Raw genomic sequence first — 26,022 nt, 5'->3', positions numbered from 1 at the left:
CCAGCAGTCGACGCTTTTGCTGGTTGTTGCCGCGCTTCCGGGCACGTTCTCATACTGGCAGTGCCGCTCGCTGAAATTGCCAAACCGGCAGGTCGCTGGTTTTCTTTTGCACTCACTCCGGGAGTTACTGTGATCGAGGTTGACTGTGACGTGGAAGCGAATCCTTGGAGGGCTCGACTCGGTCAACCGGCTTCAGTTCATGCTGGACGATGGTATCTTCCAGCCGAGTTGTTCTGGCGTATTCCACAACGTCTGGCCGACGTCGGACGCGACCTGGCATCAGCAGGATGAACTCCTGGAACTGCTGCAGTTCCATCAGCCGATGGAGGATTTCCTGGAAGGCCAGGATCGCGTGTTCTACGATCAGCTACCCGATGTCATTCAGATCTATCGTGGGTGTAGCAGGGATCGCCTGCACGGCCTGTCTTGGACGACCGACCGACGGATTGCCGAATCCTTCGCAAGGGGCCATCGCGGCGTCCCGGTGCCAGAGCCGGTCGTGGCGCGAGTGAGCATCCCCAAATCAGCGGTCCTGGCAATCTCAATCGAACGAGGTGAAAGCGAGTGCTTGTCGATCCGGATAGCATTTCGGCCAACGCGATGGAATTGGCGTGACGACACGTCCGGATCGGCTCCGCAGCGAAACGCCATTGCACTCAATCTTGTTGTCGCCACTCGTCACTCGTTTCAGGCGAAGGCACGCTCTCCGATCCTTCCGGCGTGATCTGGATGCGCCCGGCCGGTTCTCTGGATTCACGGAGTGAAGACGGGCCGGGAGAGCCATGAGGGCTATTCGCGGCTATCAAGGGCAATGAACAGGTCCAAGGCGGTCGCCACCATCACACCTTGGCTTTCCGCCAACCGGCCCACCATGCTTGCCACTGCGAGCAGAACCAGCGCTCGCCTCGGGCCGGATTCACGCGCGTTGCCGAATAATATGCTTGGCCGGCGATGTGATAGATGCGCTCGCCGCGCTCGTTAATGTTCCCCTTGATGTCGCAGCCCATATTCCGCGCCGCGACATAGCTCGGTGAAGTGCCGGACGAATGGACCCGCGGGAGCTGGCGCTGATCGCCGCAAGCAACGGACGTAAACCCAAGTAGTACAAGAACCATTACGAGGTGACTGGCGCGATGCGAGTGCCACCATGGCCTTCGTCGTCCTGTCCATTTGAGATGAACTGCTTTGCCCATCGCCCTCTCCCAGGAGGGAGAATGCGTCCGTTAGGAGCGGAAGTCTAGAAGTTACAGATACCGAGGGACGCCTAAGCTTTTCGCCTTTACGCTTTCCTCAGCGGCGTTTTCGCAGCTGCCTTGCGGCCAAGGCCCATGGATTTTGCGAGCGCTGATCGCTGGGCCGCGTAGCTCGGCGCCACCACAGGATAGTCTTTCGCAAGACCCCACTTAGCTCTGTACTGGTCCGGTGTCATGCCCAGCAAACCTAGGTGGCGTTTCATAGATTTGAACTTGCGCCCATCCTCGAGGCTTACGATGTAGTCGGGAAACACCGACTTATTCGGATTTACCGCTGGAGTCAGCACTGGTGGCGGTGGGGCGACGGGCTCTATTAACCCTGACAGAGCAGAATTGACGCTGAGGATCAAATCCGAGAGACCCGACACCGGAGTCGCGTTGTTCTGAACATAGGCGGCGACAATGTCTGCGGTCAGCCCCAACAGATCGATGCCCGACTGCTCGCCTGCGTCGTCCATAGTTCGGTCTCCTTGTTGACTATCTCGCTCCTACGCGGGAAGTTCAGTGAGCGCAATCACTGCACTGTTAACACCAACTATCCGTGCTGGTGTTAACAATGAGCCTCGGCGCCATCGCATGACCAACGGTGTGCTGAAAAGGGGCGTGACGCAGGCCTGCCGGCGCTCATGGTTTCACCGCTTTCGCTCTCCATGCGTATGTCATACGAGCCTCGACGACGTTCGGAACAGTTCGGTCGTTGTTTCCGCTAGCCGTGGTTCGATCGGTATGCCTTGCTCACTGCTCAAGCGCTTCGATATTCGCGAGGACGCGCTGGAGCAGCGACACGAGTGTGTTCGCATGGCAGTCTGCTCTGTGCGACGCCCGAGCAACGAGCGGGACGCCACCCGCAAGATAGGCCGCAAGCCCGTCTGCGTGCGCCTTGCGCAGATGCGGCGGGACGATGAGCTCCGAGATCTGTCTGCCGACCGCTTCAGCGCGCGAATAGCCGGAGGTCTCCTCGGCCGCCGGGTTGAATTCCACAACCAATCCGGCTTCGTCCGTGACGATCACGCAGTCGAGCGATGAGCGAACCACCGAAGCGAGGATCGCCTCTTGGACGTTTCTGGCGTCGTCTTCTTGCAAGAGCGGGCACTCCGTGACGACCGGTCGGAACGCTGGCCGTCGGGCTGGCAAGGATGACGATTATCGTGAGTTCCGGCAAGATGCCTGAATCCGACTGCAGTACGGTGCGGAGGTGGGGAAGCGCTCGCACCAGCAGGACAAGAAGCGCCACATCCGGACATTGCACACTTAGGGCTGCGATGCGCCTGGACCAGGGCAATCAGAGCGTTCGGTGCATTACCAGCGTGTCCACAAACCCCGGAACCGGGTGCTCGAAACCTTGCGGAATCGTTCCGACAACGTCGAATCCAAGATGACGCCAAAGCTTAACCGCGCGTTCGTTGGTGCTGACCACACAATTGAACTGCATGGCCCGGAAGCCTCGCGCAGCCGCGTGAACCAGAGAGTGCTGGCACATCGCTGTTGCAACACCCCGGCCGACCGATTCCGGCGCGGTGATATAACCGCAGTTGGCGACGTGGGCGCCGCCGCCCCGTTGATTCGCGTGCAGATAATAAGTTCCCATCACCAGTTCGTCCGTCTCTGCGACGAACACCTCGTGATCCGGGGAAAACCAGTATGCCAGCGCGTCGGATCTGCTCCAGTCACGCGGCAGCGCGTAGGTTTCGCCTGCCCGCAAGATGGGCTCGAGTATGCTCCAAATGGCGTCTGCGTCGGCAAGTGTGGCAGTGCGAATGGTCAGCAAGGCTAATATCCAAATTTGCACGGATGAGGTTGCGGCCGCGTCCAACCCTACCGTGGCAGGCCGGCCTCTTCATAGCCATCGATGAAATGCTGTCGATCAACCTCGTGCCGGAACGGTTGTGTGCTGGCCCAGTGCTGTATCGAGAAATCCGGATTCGAGGCGAGAAATTGCCTTGCTTCTTCCCTGGCGTCTTCCATATGCCCCAGCCGCGCCAGACTTGCAGCCAAGATACGTTGCGAGCCGAGCCGGTGCGTTGACTCATGCCGGAGTGTTTCGACGGCATCGGCGTATTGACCCGCTGCGTATTGGGCGAGCCGAGAAGCCAGTAGTACCACCCTGGTGGGTGCGGATTGAGGCGAAGGGCGTGGCGCAAATGTCCAATGCCCACGACAGCCTTTCCCTCGAATGCCTTCAGTTGCCCCAGGAATGCCCAGGCATCGGCATGATTGGGATTGATTCGAAGGGCAGTGGCCAATTCCGCCGCGCCTTCATCCGGCTTGCCGTCGTAGATCAGCACGTCGCCGAGAATTGCATGGGCCACGGCATTTTCCGTGTCACGCGATACGGCGCATAGGGCTGCCGCCAGAGCCAGCGAATGATGGCGCTCCGGAGCATCCAGCCAGTACGCCCACGCGAAATGATGGCTCATCGCGAGCCAAGCGTGAGCGTCGGCGAAGCGGGAATCAAGCTCAATTGCCTTTTCCAAGAGGGCGGGAGCGGCCCTGTTGCTCTCGGGGGATTGAGTCACCAGCGCCCGGCCGCGGACGAAGAGATCGTATGCTTCTAGCCGCCCTACGCGTGCCTGAAGGCGCAGCGGCCGGCAATACACCAGACAGGGCACTTACAATCGTACCGACGACCTCGTCCTGCAATAGGAAGATGTCCGCCAAATCGCGGTCGAAGCGATCAGCCCAAAGGTGACTGCTGTCCGTCGCGTCGATTAGCTGGGCATTGATCCGCACCCGGGCCTTGTCTCTGCGCACACTTCCTTCAAGCACATAGCGCACCCCGAGATCCCTGGCGACGGAGCGGACATCGACGGACCTCCCCTTGTAGGCGAATGTGGAATTCCGTGCGATCACCAACAGACCAGGCACCTTCGACAAGTCAGTGATCAAGTCTTCTGCCAGACCGTCAGCGAAGTACTCCTGCTCGGGGTCGCTGCTCATGTTCGTGAATGGCAGAACGGCAATGGAAGGCTTGTGGGTGATCGCCGTGGGTGCGGAAATCAAAGTAGGCGGCGTGCTGGAAACGCGGTAGATGCGAACTGGCAGGGCAATGTTCTTCACCGTCTGGGCACCGAGATCATCAAAATCAACGTCGATCTTGTTCCGGACTTGGTCGTAGATCGTTCCGGAGATGAGGACGCCGCCCGGCTCGGCGGTGGTTTCTAGGCGCGCAGCGATGTTGAGGCCATCGCCATAGAGGTCGCTGCCCTCGACCATCACATCACCTAAATTGACGCCGATGCGCAGCACAATATGGAGCTTCTCAGGCAGAGCGCCATTGGCGGTAGCCATTGCATGCTGCACATCTAACGCGCATTGCAAAGCATTGACGGCGCTGGCGAACTCCACCATCACGCCGTCGCCGGTCACCTTAAAGACTCGGCCATGGTGCCTGGCGACCAACGGCTGCAGCACTTGCTTGCGTCTGGACTTGAGCGCGGCCAGCGTGCCGGCCTCATCCTCTTCCATGAGGCGGCTGTAGCCAACGACATCGGCCGCCATTACGGCGGCGAGTCGACGCTGGATGCGTTCGTCGGTCATTTTGAAAGCAGTCCTGCAGTGTACCGACGCTCCGTGAAGGAGTCTATCAGCCTGGATTTCCCCTTGCCTCGGGGAAGGTCCGGAAGGGGTCATGGGCGTGAATTTGGCCGGGGCGAATGAGCGTCCGCTTGGGATCAGAGAACGAACCCGCTCGCGGGAGGGGCGCGGGCTTTGGGGTGTGTGCTTCGTCGGCAGCGTCGGTGAGGCTTTGATCGATCAGGGGTGACGGACGGCCATCGGCCTCCGAGCATGAAGTGTCAACCTTCAGCTTGAGAGGAGCATCCGATGACCGTCCCTACGCATCCATCCAGCAGCGCGCTTCGCGAGCGCATGATCGAAGACATGTCCATGCGCGGCTTCACCGAGGATACGCGCCGTGACTATATCCGTTGCGTGAAGGCGTTTGCAGCCTTCATCGGGCGCTCGCCCGACACGGCAACGACTGAGGATCTTCGCCGTTTCCAACTGCACCAGACGCAAGCCGGCATGCGGCCGCCCGGCATCAACAGCTCGGTCTCGGCGCTGCGCTTCTTCTTCACCGTGACGCTCGACCGGCCCGATCTTTCCCGCCGTCTCACGATCATCCACGAGCCGCGCAAGCTGCCGCTGGTGCTGAGCGTCGAGGAGGTGGCGCGGCTGCTCGAAGCCGCACCGGGTCCGAAGTACAAGGCCGCCCTCGGCACGGCCTACGGCGCCGGGTTGCGGGTGTCGGAGATCGTGGCGCTCAAGGTGACCGACATCGATAGCACACGCATGCTGATCCGCGTCGAACAAGGCAAGGGCCGCAAGGACCGCCACGCCATGCTGTCGCCGCAACTGCTCGGCCTGCTGCGCACCTGGTGGCGTGAGGGCAAACGCCGCGGCGTGATGTTGCCGAGGGGCTGGCTGTTTCCGGGCCGCAACCCGATCACGCCGCTCTCCACGCGGCAGATGAACCGCGCCGTTCATGCCGCAGCCGAGGCCGCCGAGATCAAGAAGCGGGTGACGCCGCACACGCTGAGACATTCCTTTGCCACCCATCTTTTGGAGCAGGACGTCGACATCCGCGTCATCCAGGTCCTGCTCGGACATGCCCGGCTCAATACCACCGCGCTCTATGCCCGCGTGGCCACCAAGACGATCCACACCGTGATAAGCCCGCTCGACCGGATCACGCTGCAGGCAGAGGCAGACGAGGAGACGAGACCGGACGGCTGACGCGGCGGCGGTGCGCCGCCCGTCCCTGGAGGTCGCCGACATCTTCCTTCGCCACGGCGCCGCCTGGCGCGCAGCCCAGGCCGGCCACTTGAGCCTCGGCCAGCTGAAGGTGATGTCGGCGATCGAGACCTGCCGCACCGCAGCCCTCGGCGGTCATGTCGAGGCCTGCGAGGACTGCGGCCACAGACGGATCGCCTTTAATAGTTGTCGCGACAGACATTGCCCCAAATGCCAGGGCGCGGCGGCCAGGGAATGGCTTGCCGCGCGCGAGGCCGAGCTGCTGCCCGTCGGCTACTTCCACGTCGTCTTCACCCTGCCGGCCGAGATCGCCGATATCGCCTATCCCAACAAGGCGGTGATCTACGACCTGTTGTTTCGCGCCGCCTCGGAAGCGATGCTCACCATCGCGGCCGATCCAAAACATCTCGGCGCCCGCATCGGCATCACCGCCGTGCTGCATAGCTGGGGCTCGGCGATGACCCATCATCCGCATGTCCATATGATCGTGCCCGGCGGCGGCATCGCGCTCGATGGTGAGCGTTGGGTGTCCTGCCGGCCCGGCTTCCTCCTGCCCGTGCGCGTGCTCTCAAAACTGTTCCGGCGGCTCTTGCTGGCGAAGCTTACTGATGCCCATGCCGCCGGCCGGCTGAGGTTCTTCGGCGACAATGCTGGCCTTTGCGACCACCGCGCTTTTGCTGCCTTCCTGGCACCGCTCAGACGGAAGAACTGGTTCGTCTATGCCAAGCCACCCTTCGCCGGACCCGAGGCCGTGCTGGCATACCTGTCGCGCTATACCCACCGCGTCGCCATCGCCAACAGCCGGCTGATCGCGCTCGACGAGGCCAGCGTGACGTTCCGATACAAGATCCCATGAGGTGTGAATAGCGGCCGGGGCTGTAAAAGAGCGCGGTTGCTTGAACTCTCTGGAGACCGACCATGCCTATCTCAACTGATCAATCTGCAGCGCCTGCCGCTATCCGTGTCGAGCTTGACGCGATTTTTGTCTCTTTGGAATTGAGCAAATCAACCTGGCTGGTCACCTCGCTGTCGCCGGGTGCTGCCGATAAGATGTCCCGGCACACGATCGTCGGTGGCGACATTGCCGGGTTGTTTGTACGTATCGGCGAACTTCGTTCCAAGGCGCTGGCTAGGACTGGCAGGCTCTATCGAGTGGTATCAATTCACGAAGCCGGACTTGATGGATTCTGGCTTCACCGCTTACTCGGACGCGAAGATTGGATAGAAAGCCATGTCGTGGACGCCGCCTCGATTGCCGTCTCGCGTAAGCGCCGGCGGGCGAAGACAGACCGGATCGACGGCGAGACGCTGATCCGGACGTTGTTGGCCTACAAGCGAGGGGAGCCCCGCGTCTGCTCTATGGTGCGGGTTCCAACCCCGCAGGACGAGGACCGTCGCAGGATCGGTCGCGAGCGCAAGGTTCTCGTCGACGAACGAACGCTCCATATCAACCGCATCAAGGGTTTGCTCTTTAGCCAGGGCATTCGGGGGTACGAGCCTGGGCGCCGCGATCGCCGCGAGCGCCTTGAGGAGCTCCGCACGGGTGATGACCGCGACCTGCCCCGGCACATCAAGGCCCAGCTTCTTCGCGAACTCGTCCGCCTCGAATTACTGATCGAACAGATCAAGGCGGTGGAAGCCGAACGTGACGCGGTTCTGGCGCAGGAGAAGGCGGCCATGACCGAACCCGCAACAATGTTGCTCGGCATCAAGGGGATCGGCCCAGAATTCGCCAATGTCATCTCCAGCGAATGCCTGTCCCGGCACTTCGACAATCGAAGACAGGTCGCATCCTATGCGGGACTTGCCGCAAGCCCCTGGCAAAGCGCTTCGATCAATCGTGAGCAGGGTGTCTCGAAGGCAGGCAACCCACGTCTTCGAACAGCGATGGTCCAACTTGCATGGCTATGGTTGCGTCACCAACCGAATTCGACACTGAGCCGCTGGTTCCAAGAACGGGTGAAGCACAATGCCGGAAAGCGCAAGGCGACGACAATCGTTGCCCTGGCCCGCAAACTGCTGGTCGCGTTCTGGAAATATGTGACGCTCGGCGTTCTCATCGAGGGAGCCGCCATCAAAGCCGCCTGATGCGACAACAGCCGTGAAGCTATTCCCATCCCCAGGGCCTGATCAGCCCTGACGGATCCAGGGGGACGAACCGTGGTAGTCCTTGGCTTAAGGCAAGCCGCCTACAAGAATGGTCTCGTCCTTCTGAGCCCTTGCCCGCCGAAAGCGGGATAGTGGTGCAGCCGCTACGGGCGGCGACCGGATGTGAGGTTGATCAGGCCCGGATACGGGGCCGCGTCATGCAACCGGGCTCAGACCGTGGATGCCGTCTCCGAATTAGGAACGCAAAATGTCGCCATGACGCCCCGACTTGACGTGATGACCCTCATGTGAGGACTACCGCCGCAACGGGGAGGAGCGCTACCGGACCATGACGCTCGAGCCGGCCGAGTTCATGCGCCGCTTCCTGCTCCATGTCCTGCCCAAGGGCTTCCACCGCATCCGCCACTATGGGCTGCTTGCCAGCGCCAACCGCAAGGCCAACATCGCGCGCGCTCGCGAACTGCTCGCCGCACCCCAGCCCAAGGACGAATGCGGCGGATCCAATAGCGCCGATGCGACCGCCCCAACCGACTGGCGGCCGCCATGTCCGTGCTGCGGCGGTCGCATGATCATCATCGAAACCTTCGAGCGCGGCAGCGATGCCAGAGCACCCCCGTCCGGCAGCTCGACAAGCGGAGCCCGAGCATCATGACCGGGCCCCGCTCATCACCGCGCATCATCTCTGCCGAGGGACCTTATCGTCCCCGGATGAACGGCTTCGCGCGCCGCCGCCCAACCGCACCGAAATCGCCCGCTCTTCAACCGCCACACCGCATCATGCGCCGCCTCGGCCGGCCGCGCGCGCCCGTCAACCTGAGCAGTCCCACCTGTCAGGCGCATCAGTGCACCCACCGCGGACCAAGCGAAACCGTCAAATCCCCATAGCGCCGAAACCGAGCCTCCATCCCGCGGGTTCTTTCCCTGGAGGCTTTCGGACGCCGGCCCGTCGCCAAGCCAACATGTTGTTGGCCGGCATCCGTAACCCTACACAGATCGCGTCGATGCATGGGGGCGCCTGAACGTGCGCTTCTCACAGTCCCAAGCCACAAGTCCGCTTCCGGCCCCATAGGCTGCCGAGCAGCAAAGCGCAGCATGTCGGTCGTTGAGGTCGGCTTGTGAGTGAACTGAAAGCGGACATTCTGAAGGGTCGTAGAACGCCCGAAGGGGCGACCCCTAGCTGACATTTGCCTCAGATATTTTCCGGCGTGACTATTTCGAAAGGAATTGACCGCTGAAGGGTGGCGAACGGTGCTTGTGGTCCAATGACATCAATCATGGTTTGGACAAGAAGGGCCGAGGTTGCGTCGAGCGGATGACAGAGAGCTGCAGTGATCAACCCTTCAGACAGTCCCTTTCGGGTTTCGGGTCCAATATCACGGCAAACCAGCTTGATCCCCGAGCGCTTTTCGAGAGTTGCCTCCCTTAGCGCACGGAGGACGCCGGTTATTCCGCCGCCGACGATCAGAATGCCAACAAGGTCGTCAGTCGCCTTCAGCAACTCGGCCACCATGCGGTACGCCTCACTCGATTCCTCATGGGTCGGACGACTTTCCTCCACTGTTAGCCGCGGAGCATGCTCGCGCAAATAGGACCGGAAGCTGGCGTCTGCGACGTCCTGGCATTGATAGCGGTGGTTCCCTATGAACACCGCAATGCGACCAGGGCCATGTGTGGTCTGGGTGATCAGGAAGGCTGCGGTGCGCCCCAGCTTCCAGTTGTCGGTGCCTACATACGCCGCCCGTTCCGGCGCTGATTGGTCGGTAATGTAAGAGATGACGGGTTTCCCGATCTCCTTCAGAGAACGGATGGCCTGGCCAATGATCGGATGATCTGCGGCGACCACAGCGACAGCGTCGCACGACTCGCCGAGCGCGACGAGGCGGCTCGAGATAGTCTCCGGTGTCAGCAGATCCACAAAGTCGATAACCGGCTCGATCACCTCGTCCCGGCGATCGCGACAGGCGGCAACGATTTTCTTGCCGAACAGCTGGTAGAGATCGCGAGTGGACTGCTGGAGTAGGAAACCCAACCGATAATGCGGCGATATCTGACGGGCTCGGTTATCAATCGCGCCGATGCCGTAGAACCCTATTTCTTCAGCCGCGCTTTGAACGCGCTGGATGGTTTTCGGACGTACGGAAACCGAGCCGCTCAGAATTCTGTTTACGGTCGCTGTGGATACGCCTGCGGCAGTAGCGAGATCGCGAATTGTCGGCCGAGTCATGAACCTCACCTTCGTTTGTATCATGATGATTGAGCCGAAATGATACAAATGTCATTTTGATATTATTTTCGACTACTACAAATATCAACCCTCCGATATGAAATGTGCCAGCTAGGGTGTGATCTGGTGATGGCTCTCGGCGGCTAGACCCACACGCTCAAGACTGATCCGGGCACGGAGGTGCTGTTACGATGGATGACCTTCAGTATGGGACACGCGACAAGCGCGGCAATTGGGCGCCGCACCGCCGCGCCGAACCGGCGCCGTTGTGGCATCGTCCGTTCAATGCAAGAAAGGTCATCGCCTGGCTCCCTGATTTTTTTTGGCCGTGGAATGCTTTCCACATCGCCACATCGCTCCTCTGGGTGAATTTTCTCATCCCGAACTGGCAGAGCCTGGCAAGCTTGTCGCTGCTCAACTATTTTTGGCTTTACGGTCTGAACGCCGCCGGCATTTTCCTGTTTTATGGCTTCTTCGAGCTGCGCTTCTACGTTCATCGTCGGCAGGGCACGCGCTTCAAATACAATGCCAAATTTCCGTCTGATGTGCCGTCCGACGTTTTCTGGTTCCAGCGCCAGAACCTAGACAATTTCCTCCGGTCCTTCTTTGTCACCATTCCGCTGTGGACGGTGGTCGAAATCGTGATGCTGTGGGTCTACGCCAACAGCTGGGCGGTCTGGCTGCCCTGGACGACCAATTGGCTCTACTTGTCTTTCCTGGTGTTGCTCGCGCCGTTTGTTCACGAGGTTTATTTCTTTCTGCTGCACCGCGCGATCCACTGGCCACCTGTCTATAAGTGGGTCCATTCGGTTCACCACAATTCGATCAACCCCAGCCCATGGTCGTCTCTTTCCATGCACCCAGTGGAAGGCTTCCTGTATCACGCCGAGGCGTGGCTGCACCTGCTGATCCCATCCAACCCGGTCTGCGCCTATTTCACGCTGCACGGCGCCGGCTTTGGCGCGGTCAACGGTCATCTTGGCTTCGAAACATTCGAACTGACCGACAAGATGAATCTCGATAGCCATTCTTATGTGCACTACCTGCACCACAAGTACTTCGAGGTGAACTACGGCGGAGACGGTCTCGTGCCGCTCGATAAGCTGTTCGGTACCTGGCACGACGGCAGCAAGGAGGCCGACGACGCGATGAAGGCGCGCTTCCTCAAAAAGAAAGAGAAGCTACGCGCCAAGCAGCAAGCCCGTGGCGCAGGCTCGGGTATGCCGGCGGAGAGACGGAAAGGCATCAGCGCCTATGAGGAGCGGGCGCGGGGCAGCAGAACTTAATTTGAACACCTGCAGGGCGGGTGAAACCTGGGAGGACTACTGTGAAGCTTTTAAAGACACTCATATCGGCAACGGTTCTGACTGCGTTCAGCACCGGCGCGACGCTCGCCGCCAACATCTTCGTGATCGGCGGCAAGCCGGACGATCCGTTTTGGTCGATCGTCAAGCGGGGTGCCGAAGACGCCGGCAAGGTGGTCGAGGCCCAGGGCGGCAAGGTCACCTGGCTCGGTCCCCAGAACTATGACAATCTGGGTGTGGACGCTGCCGAGCTGATCCGGCAGGCAATCGACCAGAAAGCCGATGCCATTGTCGGTCCGGACTGGGTGCCAGAAGCAATGGATCCTGCGTTCAAGGCCGTCAAGGGTGCCGGCATTCCGCTGGTCATCTACAATGCCGGCGGGTTGAAGGCGGCCGATCGCCTCGGCGCGCTGAACTACGTCGGCTCTGACGACTACAGGGGTGGCGTCGCGGGCGGCGAGTACCTGGCCAAAGCCGGCAGCAAGAAAGGCGTCTGCATTAACACCCTCCCGGGTGCAGCCAATATCGAAGCTTATTGTGGTGGCTTCAAAGAGGGGATGAAGAATGGCGGCGGCGAGGCCGACGTGTTGCCCTTGCCCGCCACGTCGTTCGGTTCAGCTACAGCTGTTGCGCAGGCTGTGAAGGCTTATTTGCTGCAGCACTCGGACGTGACCGCCGTGTTCACCATCGGTAATATTGACGCCAACTCCGCCATGAACGGCCTCACCCAGGCTGGAAAAAGCGATAAGGTTCGTCTCTGCGGCATCAACTTCGACGAGACCATCCTGAACAACATCAAGGACGGGAAACAGGCCTGCGCGATTGATCAGCAAGGCTACCTGCAGGGCTACCTCGCCGTGGCGATCCTGAACGGCAATGTAAACTACGGCCTCACCGTGCCCACTCGTGAGATCCTGACCGGACCCGGCATCATCGACAAGGCTTCCGTGGATGCTACCATCGCTGGTGTGAAAGCCGGGACGCGATAGCCCTTTGTTCAGTGCCGCCCTCGCATGGAGCGGGGGCGGCCATTCCATCTCCCTGCGGCGGCCTGATCGTGGCCGGCCGCCCGCTCGCGGATTACCCAATGGCACATCCCGTGACTTCCACATCGATCCAGGCGGGGGACCCCACGCGGTCCGGACTCGCCCTCGGCCGGCTGGCGCGTCGACTAGAGTCGGGCTCGTTCCTCGGCCTGGTCGCGGTTCTGCTTTTCTTTGGCCTGTTCGGCGGAAGCGGCTTCCTGTCGGCAGCCGGCACGGCCAGCTGGTTGAACATCGCGTCCGAGATTGGGATCATCGCAATGCCGATAGGGTTGCTGATGATCGCCGGGGAACTCGACATCTCGGTCGGCGCCGTGATCCCCGCAGCGTCGCTTACCGCTGCCATCATCTCGGGTCACTATGGGCTGCCCGACTGGCTTGGCATAACGGCCGCGCTTGGCCTCGGCCTCGCTGTCGGCCTCCTCAACGGGCTCTTCGTGACGAGAACGACCATCCCGTCACTCATAATCACAATCGGCACCATGTTCCTCACGATGGGCCTGACGCTAGGTCTCACCGTCAAGATCGCTGGCAGCACCGGCGTCTCGCTTGTGCCGGACCCGCTTACCAAGGCAATCTTCGGCGACTATCTCGGCGGCATGTTCCAGGTCACGATCCTGTGGTGGGTGCTGTTCGTGATTGGCCTGTTCTGGCTGTTGCACATCTCCCCCCTGGGCAACTGGATCTATGCCCTCGGTGGCGACAAGGAAAGTGCGCGCAACGTTGGCATTCCGACCAAGCGGCTGACCATCGGTCTGTTCATGCTATCCGGCTTCAGTGCCGCTTTCGTCGGGGTCAGCGAGGTGATGGTCTACCAGAGTGCGCAGGTTCTGGCTGGTCAGTCCTTCATCTTCAATTCCATCATGTGTGTGGTCATCGGGGGCGTTCTGCTCACGGGTGGCTTCGGCTCGATCGTTGGCATCGTGTTTGGCACGATTACTTTCTCGATCGTGAACCAGGGCATCTACTTCACCAGCCTGGATCCCAACATCGGCAGCATCATAATCGGCGCGCTTCTTTTGATCGCGGTGCTGACAAACGACACCTTCCGGCAATTGGCACTCAGCTATTCGCCGAAGAAGGGGCCGCAGTCATGATGGACGCAATCAAATCGGTGCTGCGTCGTCCCGAAGCCGGCTCGATCCTCAGTCTTATCGGTGTGGTGCTGTTCTTCGTTCTATTCGGCGGCGCCAACCTGGACACGCTCGTTGGCGCGGCCAGTTGGGTCAATTTCGCGGCCAATCTCGGTATTGTCGCCATTCCCGTTGGGCTGCTGATGATCTCAGGCGAACTCGACATCTCCATCGGCGCTTTGATCCCAGCCGGTTCCATGACAACCGCCATACTCACCGGTTACTACGGACTGCCCATAGGGGTAGGGATAGCTGGGGCGCTGGCAATCGGCGTGGCGGTAGGCCTGGTCAACGGTCTGCTGACGATCCGCACCTCCGTGCCCTCGCTCATCATTACTCTGGCCACGCTGGTCGCTATGCAGGGGGTTGTGCTCAGTGCTTCGGTGCTCCTAACCGGCAACGCCAGCGTTGCCCTAACGGCGCCGGACTGGGCGAAATTCCTGTTCGGACAGTTGATCGGTGGTAGCCACCAGGTCATCATCGTCTGGTGGATCGCATTCGCCGCTGTCACAGGCTTCGTTCTGCACAAGACCCGTTACGGAAACTGGCTGTTTGCAATGGGCGGCGACCGCGTCAGCGCCCGCAACGCCGGCATTCCGACAGACCGCGTGACCATTGCGCTGTTTGTGTTGTCCGCAGTCAGCGCCACCTTCGTCGGGATCTGTCAGGCGGTCCTGTTCAATTCCGCCCAGGTCTCCGGCGGCATGAGCTTCATCTTCAATGCCATCGTCTCCGTGGTGGTGGGCGGTGTGCTGCTTACCGGCGGTTTCGGTTCGGTTATTGGTATCTTCGTCGGCACCGTCACCTTCGCCATCGTCAGCCAGGGCATCTACTTCACCCAGATTGACCGGAACTGGTCGAACCTGATCATCGGCGTGATGCTTCTGGTGGCGGTGATGATGAACCAGTCCTTCCGCGACCTGGCTCTGTATTTCAGGCCGCGGCGCGAGCGAAGCGTGCCGCGGGAGCCAGCAAACCCATGAAAAATGATCTGCTACAGCAGCCAAGCAATGGGCTCGCATCGATCAACGAGCATCGACCTTCAATTTCCTCGCCTATCAACAGTGTCAGGCCAGCCGGATCGCAGATGGGAGATGAGCCCGCCATGAACGATAAACCTGCCATTCTCGAACTGAGAAACGTCAACAAGTCCTTCGGACCAATCGACGTCCTGCATGACATTTCGCTGACGGTGCGCGCCGGCGAAGTGCTTTGTCTGCTCGGTGACAACGGCGCCGGCAAGTCGACCCTCATCAAAACGCTCGCCGGAGTCCACAAACCCACCAGCGGCCAGATACTGATGGACGGTCAGCCGGTTACCTTCTCTGGACCTCGGGAGGCCCAGGCACAAGGAATCGCCACAGTGCACCAGTTCGGCGGCACCTTCCCGCTGATGAGCATCGGGCGGTCCTTCTTTGTCGGCGTAGAGCCGACCAAAGGCTGGGGACCGTTCAAGGTGTACGACCGCAAGCGCGCCAACGAGATCGCGGTGAAAGCGGTACGCGACTTCGGAATCACACGCATCGATGATGGTGACCGCCTGGTTGGGGGGCTGTCCGGCGGCGAGCGCCAGTCGCTCGCCATTGCTCGTGCTGTGTATTTTGGAGCGCGCTTGCTGATCCTGGACGAGCCGACCGCGGCGCTCGGCGTCAAGCAGGCTTCGCATGTGCTGCGTATCGTCAATGAGGCGAAGAGGCGCGGCCTGGCCGTCGTCTTCATTACCCACCAGGTCATGCACGCAATGGCCGTCGGCGATCATTTCGCGGTGCTGATCCGCGGTGCCATCGCCGCGGATTTCCACAAGGGCGACAAGTCACGCGAGGAGATCACAGATCTGATGGCTGGCGGCGAGACCATGGCCGACCTCGAAGCCCAGGTCGAGGGTTACATGGAAACGCATGAGGGGCATCCGCCGTCCCTCCAGGTGGTGGGGGGCCCAGCCGCTCAGTAGACGCTTCCCTGGAGGCCCAGCAAGTCGGCTGCGCATCACGGCGCGCCGCTGCCCGTAAATTCGAAACACAAAGAATAGGACTGAGATGACAATCCGCATTGCGGTGATCGGCGCCGGCTTGATGGGCGCGGACCATGCCAAGATAGTTGCCGAGGAGCTTCCCGGCGCAAAGCTCCAATTGGTCTGCGACATGGATGAGCAGCGCGCTCGTCTGGTCGCCGATGAAAGTGGTGCCTTCGACATTGCCACCGACCCCAAGGGCGCCATCGCGCGACAAGACGTGGACGCCGTGATTATTGCGAGTCCCGATTTCACGCATGCGCCGCTTTCGATGGCCTGCATTGCCGCCGGCAAGCGCGTCCTATGCGAAAAACCGCTGTCACAAGCATCAGCTGACTGCATCGCGGTGATGGAAGCCGAACGGAAAGCGGGGGCGAAATTCGTCCAGCTCGGCTTCATGCGGCGTTACGACCGATCCTATCAGGAAATGAAGCAAGCGCTCGATAATGGTCATCTCGGCCGGGCGCTGATGATGCACAATTTTCACCGCAATGTTGAAACGCCTGCGGCCGACTTTACCGGCGCGATGGCTATCACCAATTCGGCCCCGCACGAATTCGATGTGGTGCGATATGTGCTCGGCACCGAATATGCTGCCATCTCTGCATTCCAGCCAAGCCGCTCGGACGCGCGTGTGGCACCTGTCGTCATGGTGTTGGAAACCGTCGACGGGCAGCTCGTCAATATCGAGATCAACAACAACGCCGCCTACGGCTATGACGTCCGCGCCGAACTGATCGGCGAGCGCGGAGCGGTGGCGACGAAGAACATTGCCTACACCCGCAGGGAGTCGGCGCTTGCCCAAAGCACAAGCTACGACGCCGACTGGCGGACCCGGTACTACGATGCCTATCGCCGCCAGAACCGCGACTTCCTTCGCTTTGTCATGACCGGTGAGTTCCCCGCGACCGCCTCGGATTGCTGGGACGGCTACTGCGCCGCCGTCGTTGCCGAGGCCGGCGTGGTAGCGCTGAAGGAAGCCCGTCGTACGCCTGTCCAGATGATTGCAAAGCCGGAGTTCTACGCGTGAAGCTGGGTTTCGTTTCAGACAGTCTCGGCAATCTGCCGTTCGAGGCGGTGCTTATTCATGCCCAGCGCATGGGGGTATCCGGCATCGAGGTGAACACCTGCGGCTGGTCGACCGCCCCGCATTTCCGGCTTTCGTCCATGCTGGGTAACAGGGAAGCGCAGAAGCGGATTGCTGCAGCTTTCGTGGAACGCGGCCTGGAGATCATAAGCCTCAACGCCAACGGCAATCCGCTGCACCCAACCGATCCGGCCCAAGGCCAAGGGTTGAAAGACACGATCCGCGTCGCCGGCGAGATGGGCATTCGCACCGTCTGCACCATGAGCGGTCTGCCGGCTGGCAGCGCTGGCGACAGCATGCCGAACTGGGTCGTCTCGTCCTGGCCGCCGGAAACGCAGACCATCCTTAAATATCAATGGGAAGAAAAGCTGATCCCGTTCTGGACCGAGATCGTGGCGCTGGCGAAGGAAAACGGCGTCGAGCGCATTGCGCTCGAGCTGCATGGCAATCAGTGCGTCTACAACGTGCCTTCGCTGCTGAAGCTGCGAGACGCGGTAGGACCTGTCGTGGGCGCCAATCTGGATCCCTCGCACCTGTTCTGGATGGGCGCTGACCCGCTCGTTGCCGCCGAAGCGCTGGGGGCGGCCATTTATCATGTCCATGCCAAGGACACGATGCTGAACCCGCCAGTCCAGGCAACGACCTCGCTGCTTGAGAATGGCAACCTGATGGATATTCCGGCCCGCTCGTGGAGCTACATCACTCTTGGGTTCGGCCATGGTGAGGAGTGGTGGCGGCAATTCTGTTATTGGCTCAAGATGGCTGGCTACGACGGCTGGCTTTCCATCGAGCACGAGGACGTACTTCTGAACTCGCTGGAGGGGCTCGAAAAATCCGTCGCGCTCCTCCAGAGCGTGATGCCGTCAGCTTCCGCAGACTTCAAACCGCAAGATATCTGAGGAGAGACTCAATGCCCTGGGTTGACGCTTGTGCCGCTGACGAAATCGAAGCCGAGGAAGCCAAGCGCTTCGAGAATGGCGGCCGTACCTTCGCGATCTTCCGCAACGACGCGGATGAATACTATTGTACAGACGGGCTGTGCACGCATGAGAAGATCCACCTGGCGGACGGTCTCGTCATGGGTAATACGGTTGAGTGCCCCAAGCACGCTTCCGTTTTCGACTTCACGACCGGCGAAGTAGAGACGCCCCCGGCCTGCGAGAACCTCAAGACTTACAAGACGAAGGTCGAGAACGGCCGCGTCATGGTCGAGGTTTGAGCCGTCATGAGCGAACCCCTCCAGTTGGCCGCCTGCGCCGAGATGCTTTGGCTTGATCGTCCGATGGCTTGGCGCGTCGCACGTCTGCATGAGATGGGTTTCGGCGTCGGATTGTGGAATTGGCCGGACCATGACCTCGCAGCGCTCGAGAAGTCGGAGGCGACTTTCACGATCATGAACGGCTACCTCGAAGGAAGGCTCGCCGACGACGAGGGCGCCGACATGCTCTTGAAGTCCGCCCTGGAGACCGCAAGAGTCGGAAAGCGCCTCGGGATTGCCAGGCTCAACCTGCACGGCACCGGGCTCGGCGACGGCGGTATTCCTATTGTGAAGTCCGAAGTCGAGACCGGCCCCATGTGGCTGAAGGCGCGGGACACCTTGAACCGCATCTGCGACATGGCCGAGGCCGAAGATGTCGTCTTCACGCTTGAAAACCTGAACCTGCTTGACCACCCGGGCTGCCCCTTCGGCTCGACGGCAGCGGTGCTGGCATTGGTGTCATCGATCAATAGACACCCAACTGCGGATCAATCTCGACCTTTATCACACTCAGATCGGCGAGGGCGATATCGTGCGCTGGTGTCAGAAATGCCTGCCCTTCATCGGCGAGGTGCAGGTGGCCGACAATCCGGGTCGTTGCGAGCCGGGAACAGGCGAGATGAACTGGCCCTACATCGCGAGAGCTCTGTTCGACATGGGGTATCGCCGGGCCGGTGGGTCTGGAAGTCTTTGCCCAAAACGATCCGGAGGCAGCGCTGGTCGCTTTCCGGCGGGCTTTTACGGTGTGAGCCATGCGGGGATGCTCATTGGCGCGATGCGGGGCGGGCGTCATAATCAAGGGCGGCCCTGTCCGACCATGCTTTCCGATCGAGCGCTGCTCGCAGATTCCTTTCAAGTTCATCTGACCTGCAGTGGAGGCTAATTATGGCCATGTATCACAACCGTCCTCATGTCGAGGATATCCGAAAGATGAAGAGGAATGGACAGAAGATATCCATGCTCTTCGTCAGCACGCCCGACGAGGCAGCCGCCGCTGCCGCGGCAGGCATTCACATGCTCTCCATCGAGGGCCGATACTTTGACCAGGAAATGCGACAGGCAGCCGGCGACTGTTTCGTTCAGGTCGGTCTGCCTTACGGCGGCTGGGGCAGCTTTGCTGGCCGTCCGCTGGCTACGGCAGAGGACTATCTGCGTGCGGCTTTCCACTTTGCTGGCATTGGTGGCGACGCCTTCTACTGCTCCGCGTCCTACGACATCCAGAAGGCGCTCTGCGACAACCACCTCCCTGTCGTCGGGCATATCGGCCTGATCCCTTCGTACATCACCTGGACCGGTTGGCGCGCAGTTGGAAAGAGCGCGGAAGAAGCGATACGCCTCTGGCGGCACACCCAGAAACTCGAGGAGATCGGTGTCTTCGGGGCGGAACTGGAAGTCGTGCCCGACCGGGTGGCGAAATTCCTGACCGAAAACTCGTCGCTGGTCATGCTTGGCATGGGCGCCGGCGAGCATGCAGATGCGCAATACCTCTTCACAGAGGATGTCTGCGGCTATGGCAAGAACCATAAGCCGCGGCACGGAAAGGTTTACCGGAACCTCGGCCCTGAGCTGCAGAAGATCCAGGACGAGCGCGTGGCGGCTTTCAGGGAATACAAAGCCGACGTCGATTCCGGGCGGTACCCCGGTTACGAGCACACAGTTCCGATTGGGGACGCTGACTTCGATAGCTTCATGCAAGCAGCCAAAAGGTGATAACCATGCGTGCGGGGGGACCCGATCCCTCACGAGCGGGTGTCAGACAAGTCGTAGTCCGCAACACAAAGGCGCCAACGCTCGATGAAATCAAAACGCTGATTGCCAAGAGGGAACTCATCCTTTCGGCGAAGCTAGAAACTGTTGCCCGCGTGATGTTTGCAGAGCCGGATTACGTCGCCTTCGAGAATTCTGCCTGCATCGCTCGCAGGTGCAACGTGTCGACAACAACTTTATCTCGCCTCGCTCCGCGCCTTGGCTTCAGGTCTTTCAAAGAAATGCAGAACTGCTTCCGAAATCAGATCCTTGATCGAAGGGCCAAGCGCAAGCCGAGCGGATAACGCGGCACATCGATCACTGAGAGTCAGATCCGCGCCTCGAGCAAGCCCGCGGGCCAAAGTTCAGCGTTCTAGCCCGGTATTCCCAGAAGCTGACTTTCTGCTTACCGGCCCCATTTCAGTCATCCGCAGGCACCGTTCCTGAGAGCAACACATCGTTTCAGCGAGCAGCGATTGCCGCTCCGGCAGCGGGTTAATCAAAGGGTGTAGTGGCGCGAAATCGACGCTGCATTGTTGGGCAGGGAAGACCGTGCGCTCGACCGTACTGACGGCCGAGGAAGAGGCGATGGTCGTCGCCCTTTCGCAAGCATACGCTGTTGCCTCTGGATGATTGTCTCTATGCGCTGCAGGCGACGCACCTGACGCGGTCGTCCTTGCCCCATTGCTTTCAGCGCCACGGGGTCAGCCGCCTGCCCGAGGTCGCCGCCAAGCGGCCCTTCAAGTGTTACCCGATCGGCTACTTCCACATCGACATCGCCGAGGTCCGAACAGAGGAGGGCAAGCTCCACCTCTTCGGGGCGGTGGACCGGACCTCGAAGTTCGCCTTCGCTCGGCTAATGCAGAAGGCGACAACGTCACCGCCAGGACTTTCCTCGAGGAGTTGGTCGAAGCCGTCCCCAACAAGATCCACACCGTGCTTACCGACAATGGCATCCAGTTCGCCGACTGCCCAAGAACCGGGACGGCCCAACCGCAAGCTGGCGCGCGGCCATCCTTTCGATCGGGCATGCGGCGCTTATGGCATCGAGCACTGCGTCACCAAGCCTAACAACCCCTGGACCAACGGTCAGGTCGAATGGATGAACCGAACGCTGAAGGAGGCAACCGTCCGGCGATATCACTACGAGACCCACCGTCACCTCGAAAATCACCTGCCGCCTTTCTCGACGGCTACAACTTGGCCAGGCGGCGAGAGACCTTCGCGGTCTTACACCCTACGAAGCCATCTGTACGGCCTGGGCCAACCAGCCAAGCCGTTTCCGGCTTGACCCGGTCCACTGCTAGGCTTTCAGGCGATGGTCGACTGCATGTTGGAAGTAGGCTGGACGCGGAGCGAGACCTTGCGGGCGCTGAAGCGGCTCATTGCCGCCGACAATTGACCCAGAAAGAGAATGCCAGGACGGAAACGCACCTCGCAATTGCGCGGGCCCTGATGCGCGCCGGCCGTTCGGTCTAGGCAGATATTTGAAACAAATGGCCAGCGCGGTTGCCGGTGAAAGTATTGCCTAAAATCGCGCCGACCATTGCGGCTCTTTGAGGATTGGCGCCTGCGAGAGCTAGAGCCCGGCAATAGGCTGACAACCGCTGCTTGCGCCTTGGTTAAAAACGTACAGTCGAGTCCCGTTGAACCCTAGACCAATAGGGATATGAATCGTTACCGTCACCGACTGAGGTTGTGGGCAACGGTGATTGAGAGTTCGTCGTGCTCCCGCCCTTTGATGGGAGTTGGCATCATGGACCAGCCAGGTAATCAGGTATCTGCTTTTGACTGTGATATCCTGCGTAGCACCTTCGTAAAATCCGTCATCGAGCGAACATTCCCGAAGACCAATGGCGGACACAAGCCGCTCTTTGATCCGCGACTTTACGGGCAGCAGCGTCATTGATCCCGAGTTGCTGGAGTGGATCGTGCGGAAGTAGCCGGCGCCAGCGGCTATTGCCTCCAAGGGCCGTGGCCCTCCCGTGCCTTATGATGAAGGGTAGCCACCACGCAAAAGCCCACGCCTCTGGCGGAGAACGCGCGCCGATCAGGTGTGCGTATCCCGATGTTCGGCAGAGATGGGTGAGCATCCCCTGCCGCAAGCGAGAAACTTTCAGAGATGCTAATGTTCATACCCTCCGATGGAAGGCCCGCCGCCCCATTTGCGAAACGACGGTTCCCTGCCCCGCCCCTGGGAACTAGCTCTGGTCGGCAGCCTCGAGAAGATGCCGTCGGGTCGAGCCCCAATCGCCAGAATCCACGGGGTAGACTACTAGAACCGAAACACGATCCCGGCCCGCCTGCGGTAGCACCGGACGCGCCGGCGACCATGTCGCCAGTAACTACGGCAGACCCTTCTCCAGCCCCGCCGGCGGTGGTGGCGGCGGCGATAGTGGCCGTAATCTGGGTCGTAATCTGGGTCGTAATCTGAATCTGGGTCGTAATAAGGGTCGTGGTAGCGCCGATGGTAGACCGGCTCCACTTCCGCCTGAGTACCTTCGTCATCGAAGGTCGGTGAGTCTGGCGCGTCGAGTTCATCGAGAATGCCGCTTTTGGCCCCTGGAACACCTGCCACTACGTCGATAGGCCGAACCGCGCTTGCAAAGGCCGCTGCCCCTGCAATGCCAAACATTGCTCTCAAGAAGGATCGCCGATCCATAGAAAGCCTCCCAGTGTTACACAACTCTAATGGTACCAACGCTTAAGGCGCGCGGCCGGAAAAGGCAGGCCTTGCGCCCGTTCCAAATTGAGGATTCGCCAACCGCGGTGCGGCCCGTGAACCCTATCAGCACAGGAAGGGACCTAGCTGCGCCCGATCTGCAAATATGGCAGCCAAGCACTATTCCGATCACGAAAAAGCTGACGGCGGTCGCGAAAAGCGGTGCGAGCAACCAGCGAGCCTGGCTAACCATTCTATCCATCTGATTTCTCCGAACTTTCCGGAGAAACAATAACCTTGGAAGCAAGCTGTTCCACGCCACATCATGGGTAAGACCATTGCGTTTTACGATCAGACTTAAGTCTTACCCTCTGCCCGACCGAAGCCTCAACCCGGAACGTTTGACGTTGCCCAAGTTCGGTTTGGCGGTCGGCTTGGACGACGTCGTGGTCGCCAGCCGCAAGAGGAGAAAATCATGAGAATGCATCTTACGGGCGCCGCTGCGGCGTTGTTGCTCTTCGCTGGTGTCGGCGCGGTCGCTGCTCAGGACGTGATTATAACGCCTGAGCAGGATACGGTCGTCCATGAGTATGTGAAGAAGCAGCCTTTGGCATCGGTGAAGGTTCCCGGCGTGGAACTCAATATCGGCACAGTGCTGCCCGAGACAGTCGAGCTGCATGAAGTGCCCGACGTCAAATACCGCTATGTCGTGATCGACAACCGGACAGTTCTGGTGGATCCGGGCACTCGCAAGATTATCAAGGTCTATGACTGACCAACCTTTCGGCTGAAGCCCGCCGTCCGTTCGATCACACGACCCCCCAGGCGCGAAACCTTCCCCTGCCCGTCATCTCGCGCAGGCCAAGCTCGCCGGCCAGATGACGAAGATGCCGAATGAGGTCCGCCCGACGGGCACGGGCCTGTGGTCGAGGTGACCACTTACTCCGTCGCAATATTTTGGAGGAATGTCGCCGACGGCGCGAAGAATAAAGCGCCGGTGATGGCGCGGCTAAAATCCAGCAATCGGTCGTAATTGCCTGGCGGTCGGCCAACGAACATGTTCTCCAGCATTTGCTCTATTCTAAGCGGCGATCGGGCGTAGCCTATGAAGTACGTGCCGAACTCACCCTTGCCGACGTCGCCGAAGGGCATGTTGTCGCGCACAATCTGCAACTGCTCTCCGTCCTCGATGATCGTGGTCAGCGCATTGTGCGCCGAGATCGGTTTCACGGCATCGTCGAGCTCGACATCGGAGAGTTTCTTTCTGCCGACAATTCCCTCCTGCTCCTCGATGGGGAGCGCGTTCCATGAGATACTTCTGCCGACGATCGCGGCCTTGACGGCGTCTTGATCCACCGGGTTTTCGGTCCCATCGACAAAACCGATCAGGTTGCGGTCATCGAAGTAATTGAAGCCGTGCACCTCATCCGCCACCGAGACCGCGCCATCGAGCCGCGACATGATCTGTGGCGCCGATCAACGGGATGTCATGTGCACGTTGCCGTGGCGCCGGTCGTCACGCACTCCAGGGAATCAACGCTACGAGCGCCGCGACTTGGTCCGGACGCCGCTTCCACCACACGTCCCTCGCACCCTATGCGGAAGTTCGCGACAGGCGCTGGCACACCCCGAAACACAAATCCCCATAGCTCACCGCGTGCGGCCCGCGGGTTCGTGCATGAGAGACTTTCGTACGCCTGACGGCACCCGCAACCCTTCAGCATCTCAGTCGTTCCGAGTATTTTGGCCTCCGTCCAAAAGCAGACACTATCCAGGGATAGCTGTAGGTCGACGTTGTGCCAGCGCATGTGTGCAGGGCGACTGCGGTGCGGTGTTCAGCCTATGAACTTATCCGCTCGGCTGCCACACCATATGGTTGACCGAAAGGCCATTGTCATGGCTGTGGCTCCTTTATTTTCAACTATTAACTGCTTTGCAAACTTCCCGTTGACGCTTCCGGTCTGCTAGAGTTAATAATCTCCTAATATAAGAATTACCTAAAACTCGTGATCGGCAACCAACGAGTTGAGACGATGCAATTGGGGTGGGGGAGACGCAGCGCGACGACCAATGTCGTCGCAGCCATCACCATCGCGCCACCACCTGCCTGCGAACGGCCAGTTTAAGCGGGCTGCTCGTAGCGTGGCGGCTTCTTGGGTGATGCGCTGACAATCCACCTCCGCCCCAATTGTGTGCGGATCGCGTAATGACTGCTTCGACAGGAGCAGTTGGTCTTTCAGGGCGGTTAATAAACAGATGTTGGGGCGTCTGTTCTTAAACAAACAAGGGGGTTGAAAATGGCTACTTCTCTTATCGGCGGCAGCGGGACCGACGTCATCGTCGCCGGAGGCGGCAATGACTATATTAATGGTGGGTCAGGCGCCGATACGCTCGATGGAGGCAGTGGTTTCGATACCGTCCTGGGCGGATCGGGAGCGGACACGCTTATCTATCGAGCCTGGGAAAATCAGTACAAGATTGACAGCCAAACAACCTTTTCCGGCTACGACGTCTACGACGGCGGGAACGGCAATGCTGCGAAAGGCACTGCCGAGGTCGATACGCTCGCTATCTATCTAAGCAATGATCAACTAGCCAATACGTCATTCATGGCGGCATTTACCGCCGAAATTGCTCAGTTTCGTGCCTTCATTGGTGCGAACTCGAACTCGAATACCGGCCAAGCCGGTCAAGCAGAATTCACATTCACCACGATCAACCTCAAGGTTTCCGCGATCGAGCAGGTTGTCGTTCTCGATAGCAACGGACATGTTCCTGTCTCCGTAAATATTGTCGACTCTTCCTTAAATGATGGTGACAACAACTCGGTCGTGATGTTCACCTTTATTGGCCCGGTGACAGGCTTCGATTCTGCCGATGTTACGACAACGAATGGCACGCTGACTGATTTTGTGAAGATCGATGCTTCTCATTATACGGCAAAGTTCACGGCCGCAGACGGTTTTGGTGGTCTTGGCTCTGTTTCGGTAACGGCCGGCGGTTACACCGACGCTGCCGGCAACGCTGGCGCTACGGGCTCCGATACAGTCGCCATCGACACGCTGCGGCCGACGGCAACCATCGTGGTGGCCGACGCCGCCCTGCAAGCCGGCGAGACCTCGCTGGTGACCATCACCTTCTCGGAAGCGGTGAGCGGCTTCGACAACGGCGACCTCTCGATCGCGAACGGCACGCTGTCGGCGGTGGCTTCGGGCGACGGCGGCGTCACCTGGACGGCGATCTTCACCCCGACCGCCAACATCCAGGACACGACCAACCTCATCACGCTGGCCAACGCCAGCGTCAGCGACGCGGCGGGCAACACCAACAGCGGCACCACCGATTCCAACAATTACGCCATCGACACGCTGCGGCCGACGGCAACCATCGTGGTGGCCGACGCCGCCCTGCAAGCCGGCGAGACCTCGCTGGTGACCATC

Annotated in this window: 23 protein-coding genes and 5 pseudogenes; 19 read left to right on the top strand and 9 right to left on the bottom strand. The window is 60.2% G+C overall.

Annotation, left to right across the window (positions count from 1 at the left end; all coding sequences use genetic code 11):
• Nucleotides 1-199: 199 nt before the first annotated feature.
• A complete protein-coding gene (locus NKH03_RS24465; protein WP_352872575.1) occupies nt 200-724 on the top strand; it encodes a hypothetical protein in 525 nt (174 codons plus the stop codon).
• A 115-nt stretch (nt 725-839) separates the two neighbouring features.
• On the opposite strand, the gene NKH03_RS35065 is transcribed toward NKH03_RS24465, so the two are convergent.
• From NKH03_RS35065 to NKH03_RS24440, 6 genes are all read right to left on the bottom strand, one after another.
• Complete coding sequence (locus tag NKH03_RS35065) at nt 840-1,007, bottom strand: sunset domain-containing protein (protein WP_502911050.1); 168 nt, start codon at nt 1,005-1,007, stop codon at nt 840-842.
• Between the two features lie 272 nt (nt 1,008-1,279).
• The gene (locus NKH03_RS24460) at nt 1,280-1,711 is read right to left on the bottom strand and encodes a Ros/MucR family transcriptional regulator (protein ID WP_352971078.1); all 432 of its coding nucleotides are present in this window, start codon (nt 1,709-1,711) and stop codon (nt 1,280-1,282) included.
• Nucleotides 1,712-1,988: 277 nt separating this feature from the next.
• Complete coding sequence (locus NKH03_RS24455) at nt 1,989-2,336, bottom strand: PAS domain S-box protein (protein ID WP_352971076.1); 348 nt, start codon at nt 2,334-2,336, stop codon at nt 1,989-1,991.
• A gap of 199 nt (nt 2,337-2,535) precedes the next feature.
• Entirely contained in the window at nt 2,536-3,018 is a 483-nt protein-coding gene (locus NKH03_RS24450; RefSeq protein WP_352971101.1) for a GNAT family N-acetyltransferase, read from the bottom strand.
• Complete coding sequence (locus tag NKH03_RS24445) at nt 2,921-3,727, bottom strand: tetratricopeptide repeat protein (protein ID WP_352971106.1); 807 nt, start codon at nt 3,725-3,727, stop codon at nt 2,921-2,923. Before NKH03_RS24445 ends, NKH03_RS24450 begins: the two co-directional genes overlap by 98 nt.
• Nucleotides 3,711-4,790, bottom strand: coding sequence for an adenylate/guanylate cyclase domain-containing protein (locus NKH03_RS24440; protein WP_352971074.1), 1,080 nt, complete (start codon nt 4,788-4,790; stop codon nt 3,711-3,713). Before NKH03_RS24440 ends, NKH03_RS24445 begins: the two co-directional genes overlap by 17 nt.
• 285 nt (nt 4,791-5,075) lie before the next feature.
• Between NKH03_RS24440 and NKH03_RS24435 the strand changes: the two genes are divergently transcribed.
• The 4 genes and pseudogenes from NKH03_RS24435 to NKH03_RS24420 all read left to right on the top strand — a co-directional run.
• Nucleotides 5,076-5,987 (top strand): tyrosine-type recombinase/integrase, encoded by a 912-nt coding sequence (locus NKH03_RS24435; RefSeq protein WP_352971072.1) that lies wholly within the window; start codon nt 5,076-5,078, stop codon nt 5,985-5,987.
• Between the two features lie 10 nt (nt 5,988-5,997).
• Nucleotides 5,998-6,852 (top strand): annotated as a pseudogene (locus NKH03_RS24430) (IS91 family transposase); the annotation flags it as partial.
• Nucleotides 6,853-6,923: 71 nt separating this feature from the next.
• Complete coding sequence (locus tag NKH03_RS24425; RefSeq protein WP_352971070.1) at nt 6,924-8,093, top strand: IS110 family RNA-guided transposase; 1,170 nt, start codon at nt 6,924-6,926, stop codon at nt 8,091-8,093.
• 310 nt (nt 8,094-8,403) lie between these two features.
• Nucleotides 8,404-8,766 (top strand): annotated as a pseudogene (locus tag NKH03_RS24420) (transposase); the annotation flags it as partial.
• Nucleotides 8,767-9,303: 537 nt separating this feature from the next.
• Here the strand turns inward: NKH03_RS24420 and NKH03_RS24415 are convergent.
• On the bottom strand, nt 9,304-10,338 hold the full coding sequence (locus NKH03_RS24415) for a LacI family DNA-binding transcriptional regulator (protein ID WP_352872582.1): 1,035 nt from the start codon (nt 10,336-10,338) through the stop codon (nt 9,304-9,306).
• Nucleotides 10,339-10,529: 191 nt separating this feature from the next.
• Here NKH03_RS24415 and NKH03_RS24410 point away from each other — a divergent pair, with 191 nt between their 5' ends.
• From NKH03_RS24410 to NKH03_RS24350, 13 genes and pseudogenes are all read left to right on the top strand, one after another.
• A complete protein-coding gene (locus NKH03_RS24410) occupies nt 10,530-11,624 on the top strand; it encodes a sterol desaturase family protein (RefSeq protein WP_352971068.1) in 1,095 nt (364 codons plus the stop codon).
• A 62-nt stretch (nt 11,625-11,686) separates the two neighbouring features.
• Entirely contained in the window at nt 11,687-12,631 is a 945-nt protein-coding gene (locus tag NKH03_RS24405) for a sugar ABC transporter substrate-binding protein (RefSeq protein ID WP_352872599.1), read from the top strand.
• A 68-nt stretch (nt 12,632-12,699) separates the two neighbouring features.
• Complete coding sequence (locus NKH03_RS24400) at nt 12,700-13,782, top strand: ABC transporter permease (RefSeq protein WP_352971067.1); 1,083 nt, start codon at nt 12,700-12,702, stop codon at nt 13,780-13,782.
• Entirely contained in the window at nt 13,782-14,801 is a 1,020-nt protein-coding gene (locus NKH03_RS24395) for an ABC transporter permease (protein WP_352872600.1), read from the top strand. The genes NKH03_RS24400 and NKH03_RS24395 overlap by 1 nt, the downstream gene beginning before the upstream one ends.
• 122 nt (nt 14,802-14,923) lie before the next feature.
• Entirely contained in the window at nt 14,924-15,769 is an 846-nt protein-coding gene (locus tag NKH03_RS24390) for an ATP-binding cassette domain-containing protein (protein ID WP_352971065.1), read from the top strand.
• Between the two features lie 85 nt (nt 15,770-15,854).
• On the top strand, nt 15,855-16,859 hold the full coding sequence (locus NKH03_RS24385; RefSeq protein ID WP_352872589.1) for a Gfo/Idh/MocA family oxidoreductase: 1,005 nt from the start codon (nt 15,855-15,857) through the stop codon (nt 16,857-16,859).
• Complete coding sequence (locus NKH03_RS24380) at nt 16,856-17,815, top strand: sugar phosphate isomerase/epimerase family protein (protein WP_352971063.1); 960 nt, start codon at nt 16,856-16,858, stop codon at nt 17,813-17,815. The genes NKH03_RS24385 and NKH03_RS24380 overlap by 4 nt, the downstream gene beginning before the upstream one ends.
• Nucleotides 17,816-17,826: 11 nt before the next feature.
• Nucleotides 17,827-18,135 carry a MocE family 2Fe-2S type ferredoxin gene (locus NKH03_RS24375; RefSeq protein WP_192180180.1) on the top strand — a complete coding sequence of 103 codons (309 nt, stop codon included), beginning with the start codon at nt 17,827-17,829 and terminating at the stop codon, nt 18,133-18,135.
• 6 nt (nt 18,136-18,141) lie between these two features.
• A pseudogene (locus tag NKH03_RS24370) lies at nt 18,142-18,923 on the top strand (TIM barrel protein).
• Between the two features lie 136 nt (nt 18,924-19,059).
• Entirely contained in the window at nt 19,060-19,884 is an 825-nt protein-coding gene (locus NKH03_RS24365) for a 3-methyl-2-oxobutanoate hydroxymethyltransferase (RefSeq protein ID WP_352872591.1), read from the top strand.
• 582 nt (nt 19,885-20,466) lie between these two features.
• Nucleotides 20,467-21,227: pseudogene (locus tag NKH03_RS24360) on the top strand (DDE-type integrase/transposase/recombinase); the annotation flags it as partial.
• A gap of 449 nt (nt 21,228-21,676) precedes the next feature.
• On the top strand, nt 21,677-21,829 hold the full coding sequence (locus NKH03_RS24355; protein ID WP_352971060.1) for a hypothetical protein: 153 nt from the start codon (nt 21,677-21,679) through the stop codon (nt 21,827-21,829).
• Nucleotides 21,830-23,057: 1,228 nt separating this feature from the next.
• Nucleotides 23,058-23,357 carry a DUF1236 domain-containing protein gene (locus NKH03_RS24350; protein ID WP_352971057.1) on the top strand — a complete coding sequence of 100 codons (300 nt, stop codon included), beginning with the start codon at nt 23,058-23,060 and terminating at the stop codon, nt 23,355-23,357.
• 34 nt (nt 23,358-23,391) lie between these two features.
• Here NKH03_RS24350 and NKH03_RS24345 read toward each other — a convergent pair whose 3' ends face one another.
• Nucleotides 23,392-23,535: a helix-turn-helix domain-containing protein gene (locus NKH03_RS24345; RefSeq protein ID WP_352971054.1), complete on the bottom strand. Its 144-nt coding sequence runs from the start codon at nt 23,533-23,535 to the stop codon at nt 23,392-23,394.
• A pseudogene (locus tag NKH03_RS24340) lies at nt 23,522-24,055 on the bottom strand (Dyp-type peroxidase); the annotation flags it as partial. The gene NKH03_RS24345 and the pseudogene NKH03_RS24340, both read right to left, overlap by 14 nt.
• Nucleotides 24,056-24,879: 824 nt before the next feature.
• On the opposite strand from NKH03_RS24340, the gene NKH03_RS24335 reads away from it, so the two are divergent.
• A partial coding sequence (locus tag NKH03_RS24335) for an Ig-like domain-containing protein (protein ID WP_352872596.1) occupies nt 24,880-26,022 on the top strand: 1,143 nt, incomplete at its 3' end.

Source organism: Mesorhizobium sp. M1406 (assembly GCF_040317555.1).
GTDB lineage: Bacteria > Pseudomonadota > Alphaproteobacteria > Rhizobiales > Rhizobiaceae > Mesorhizobium.
The sequence above is the reverse complement of the archived record's forward strand: the minus strand, read 5'-3'. Positions and strand labels throughout refer to the sequence as shown.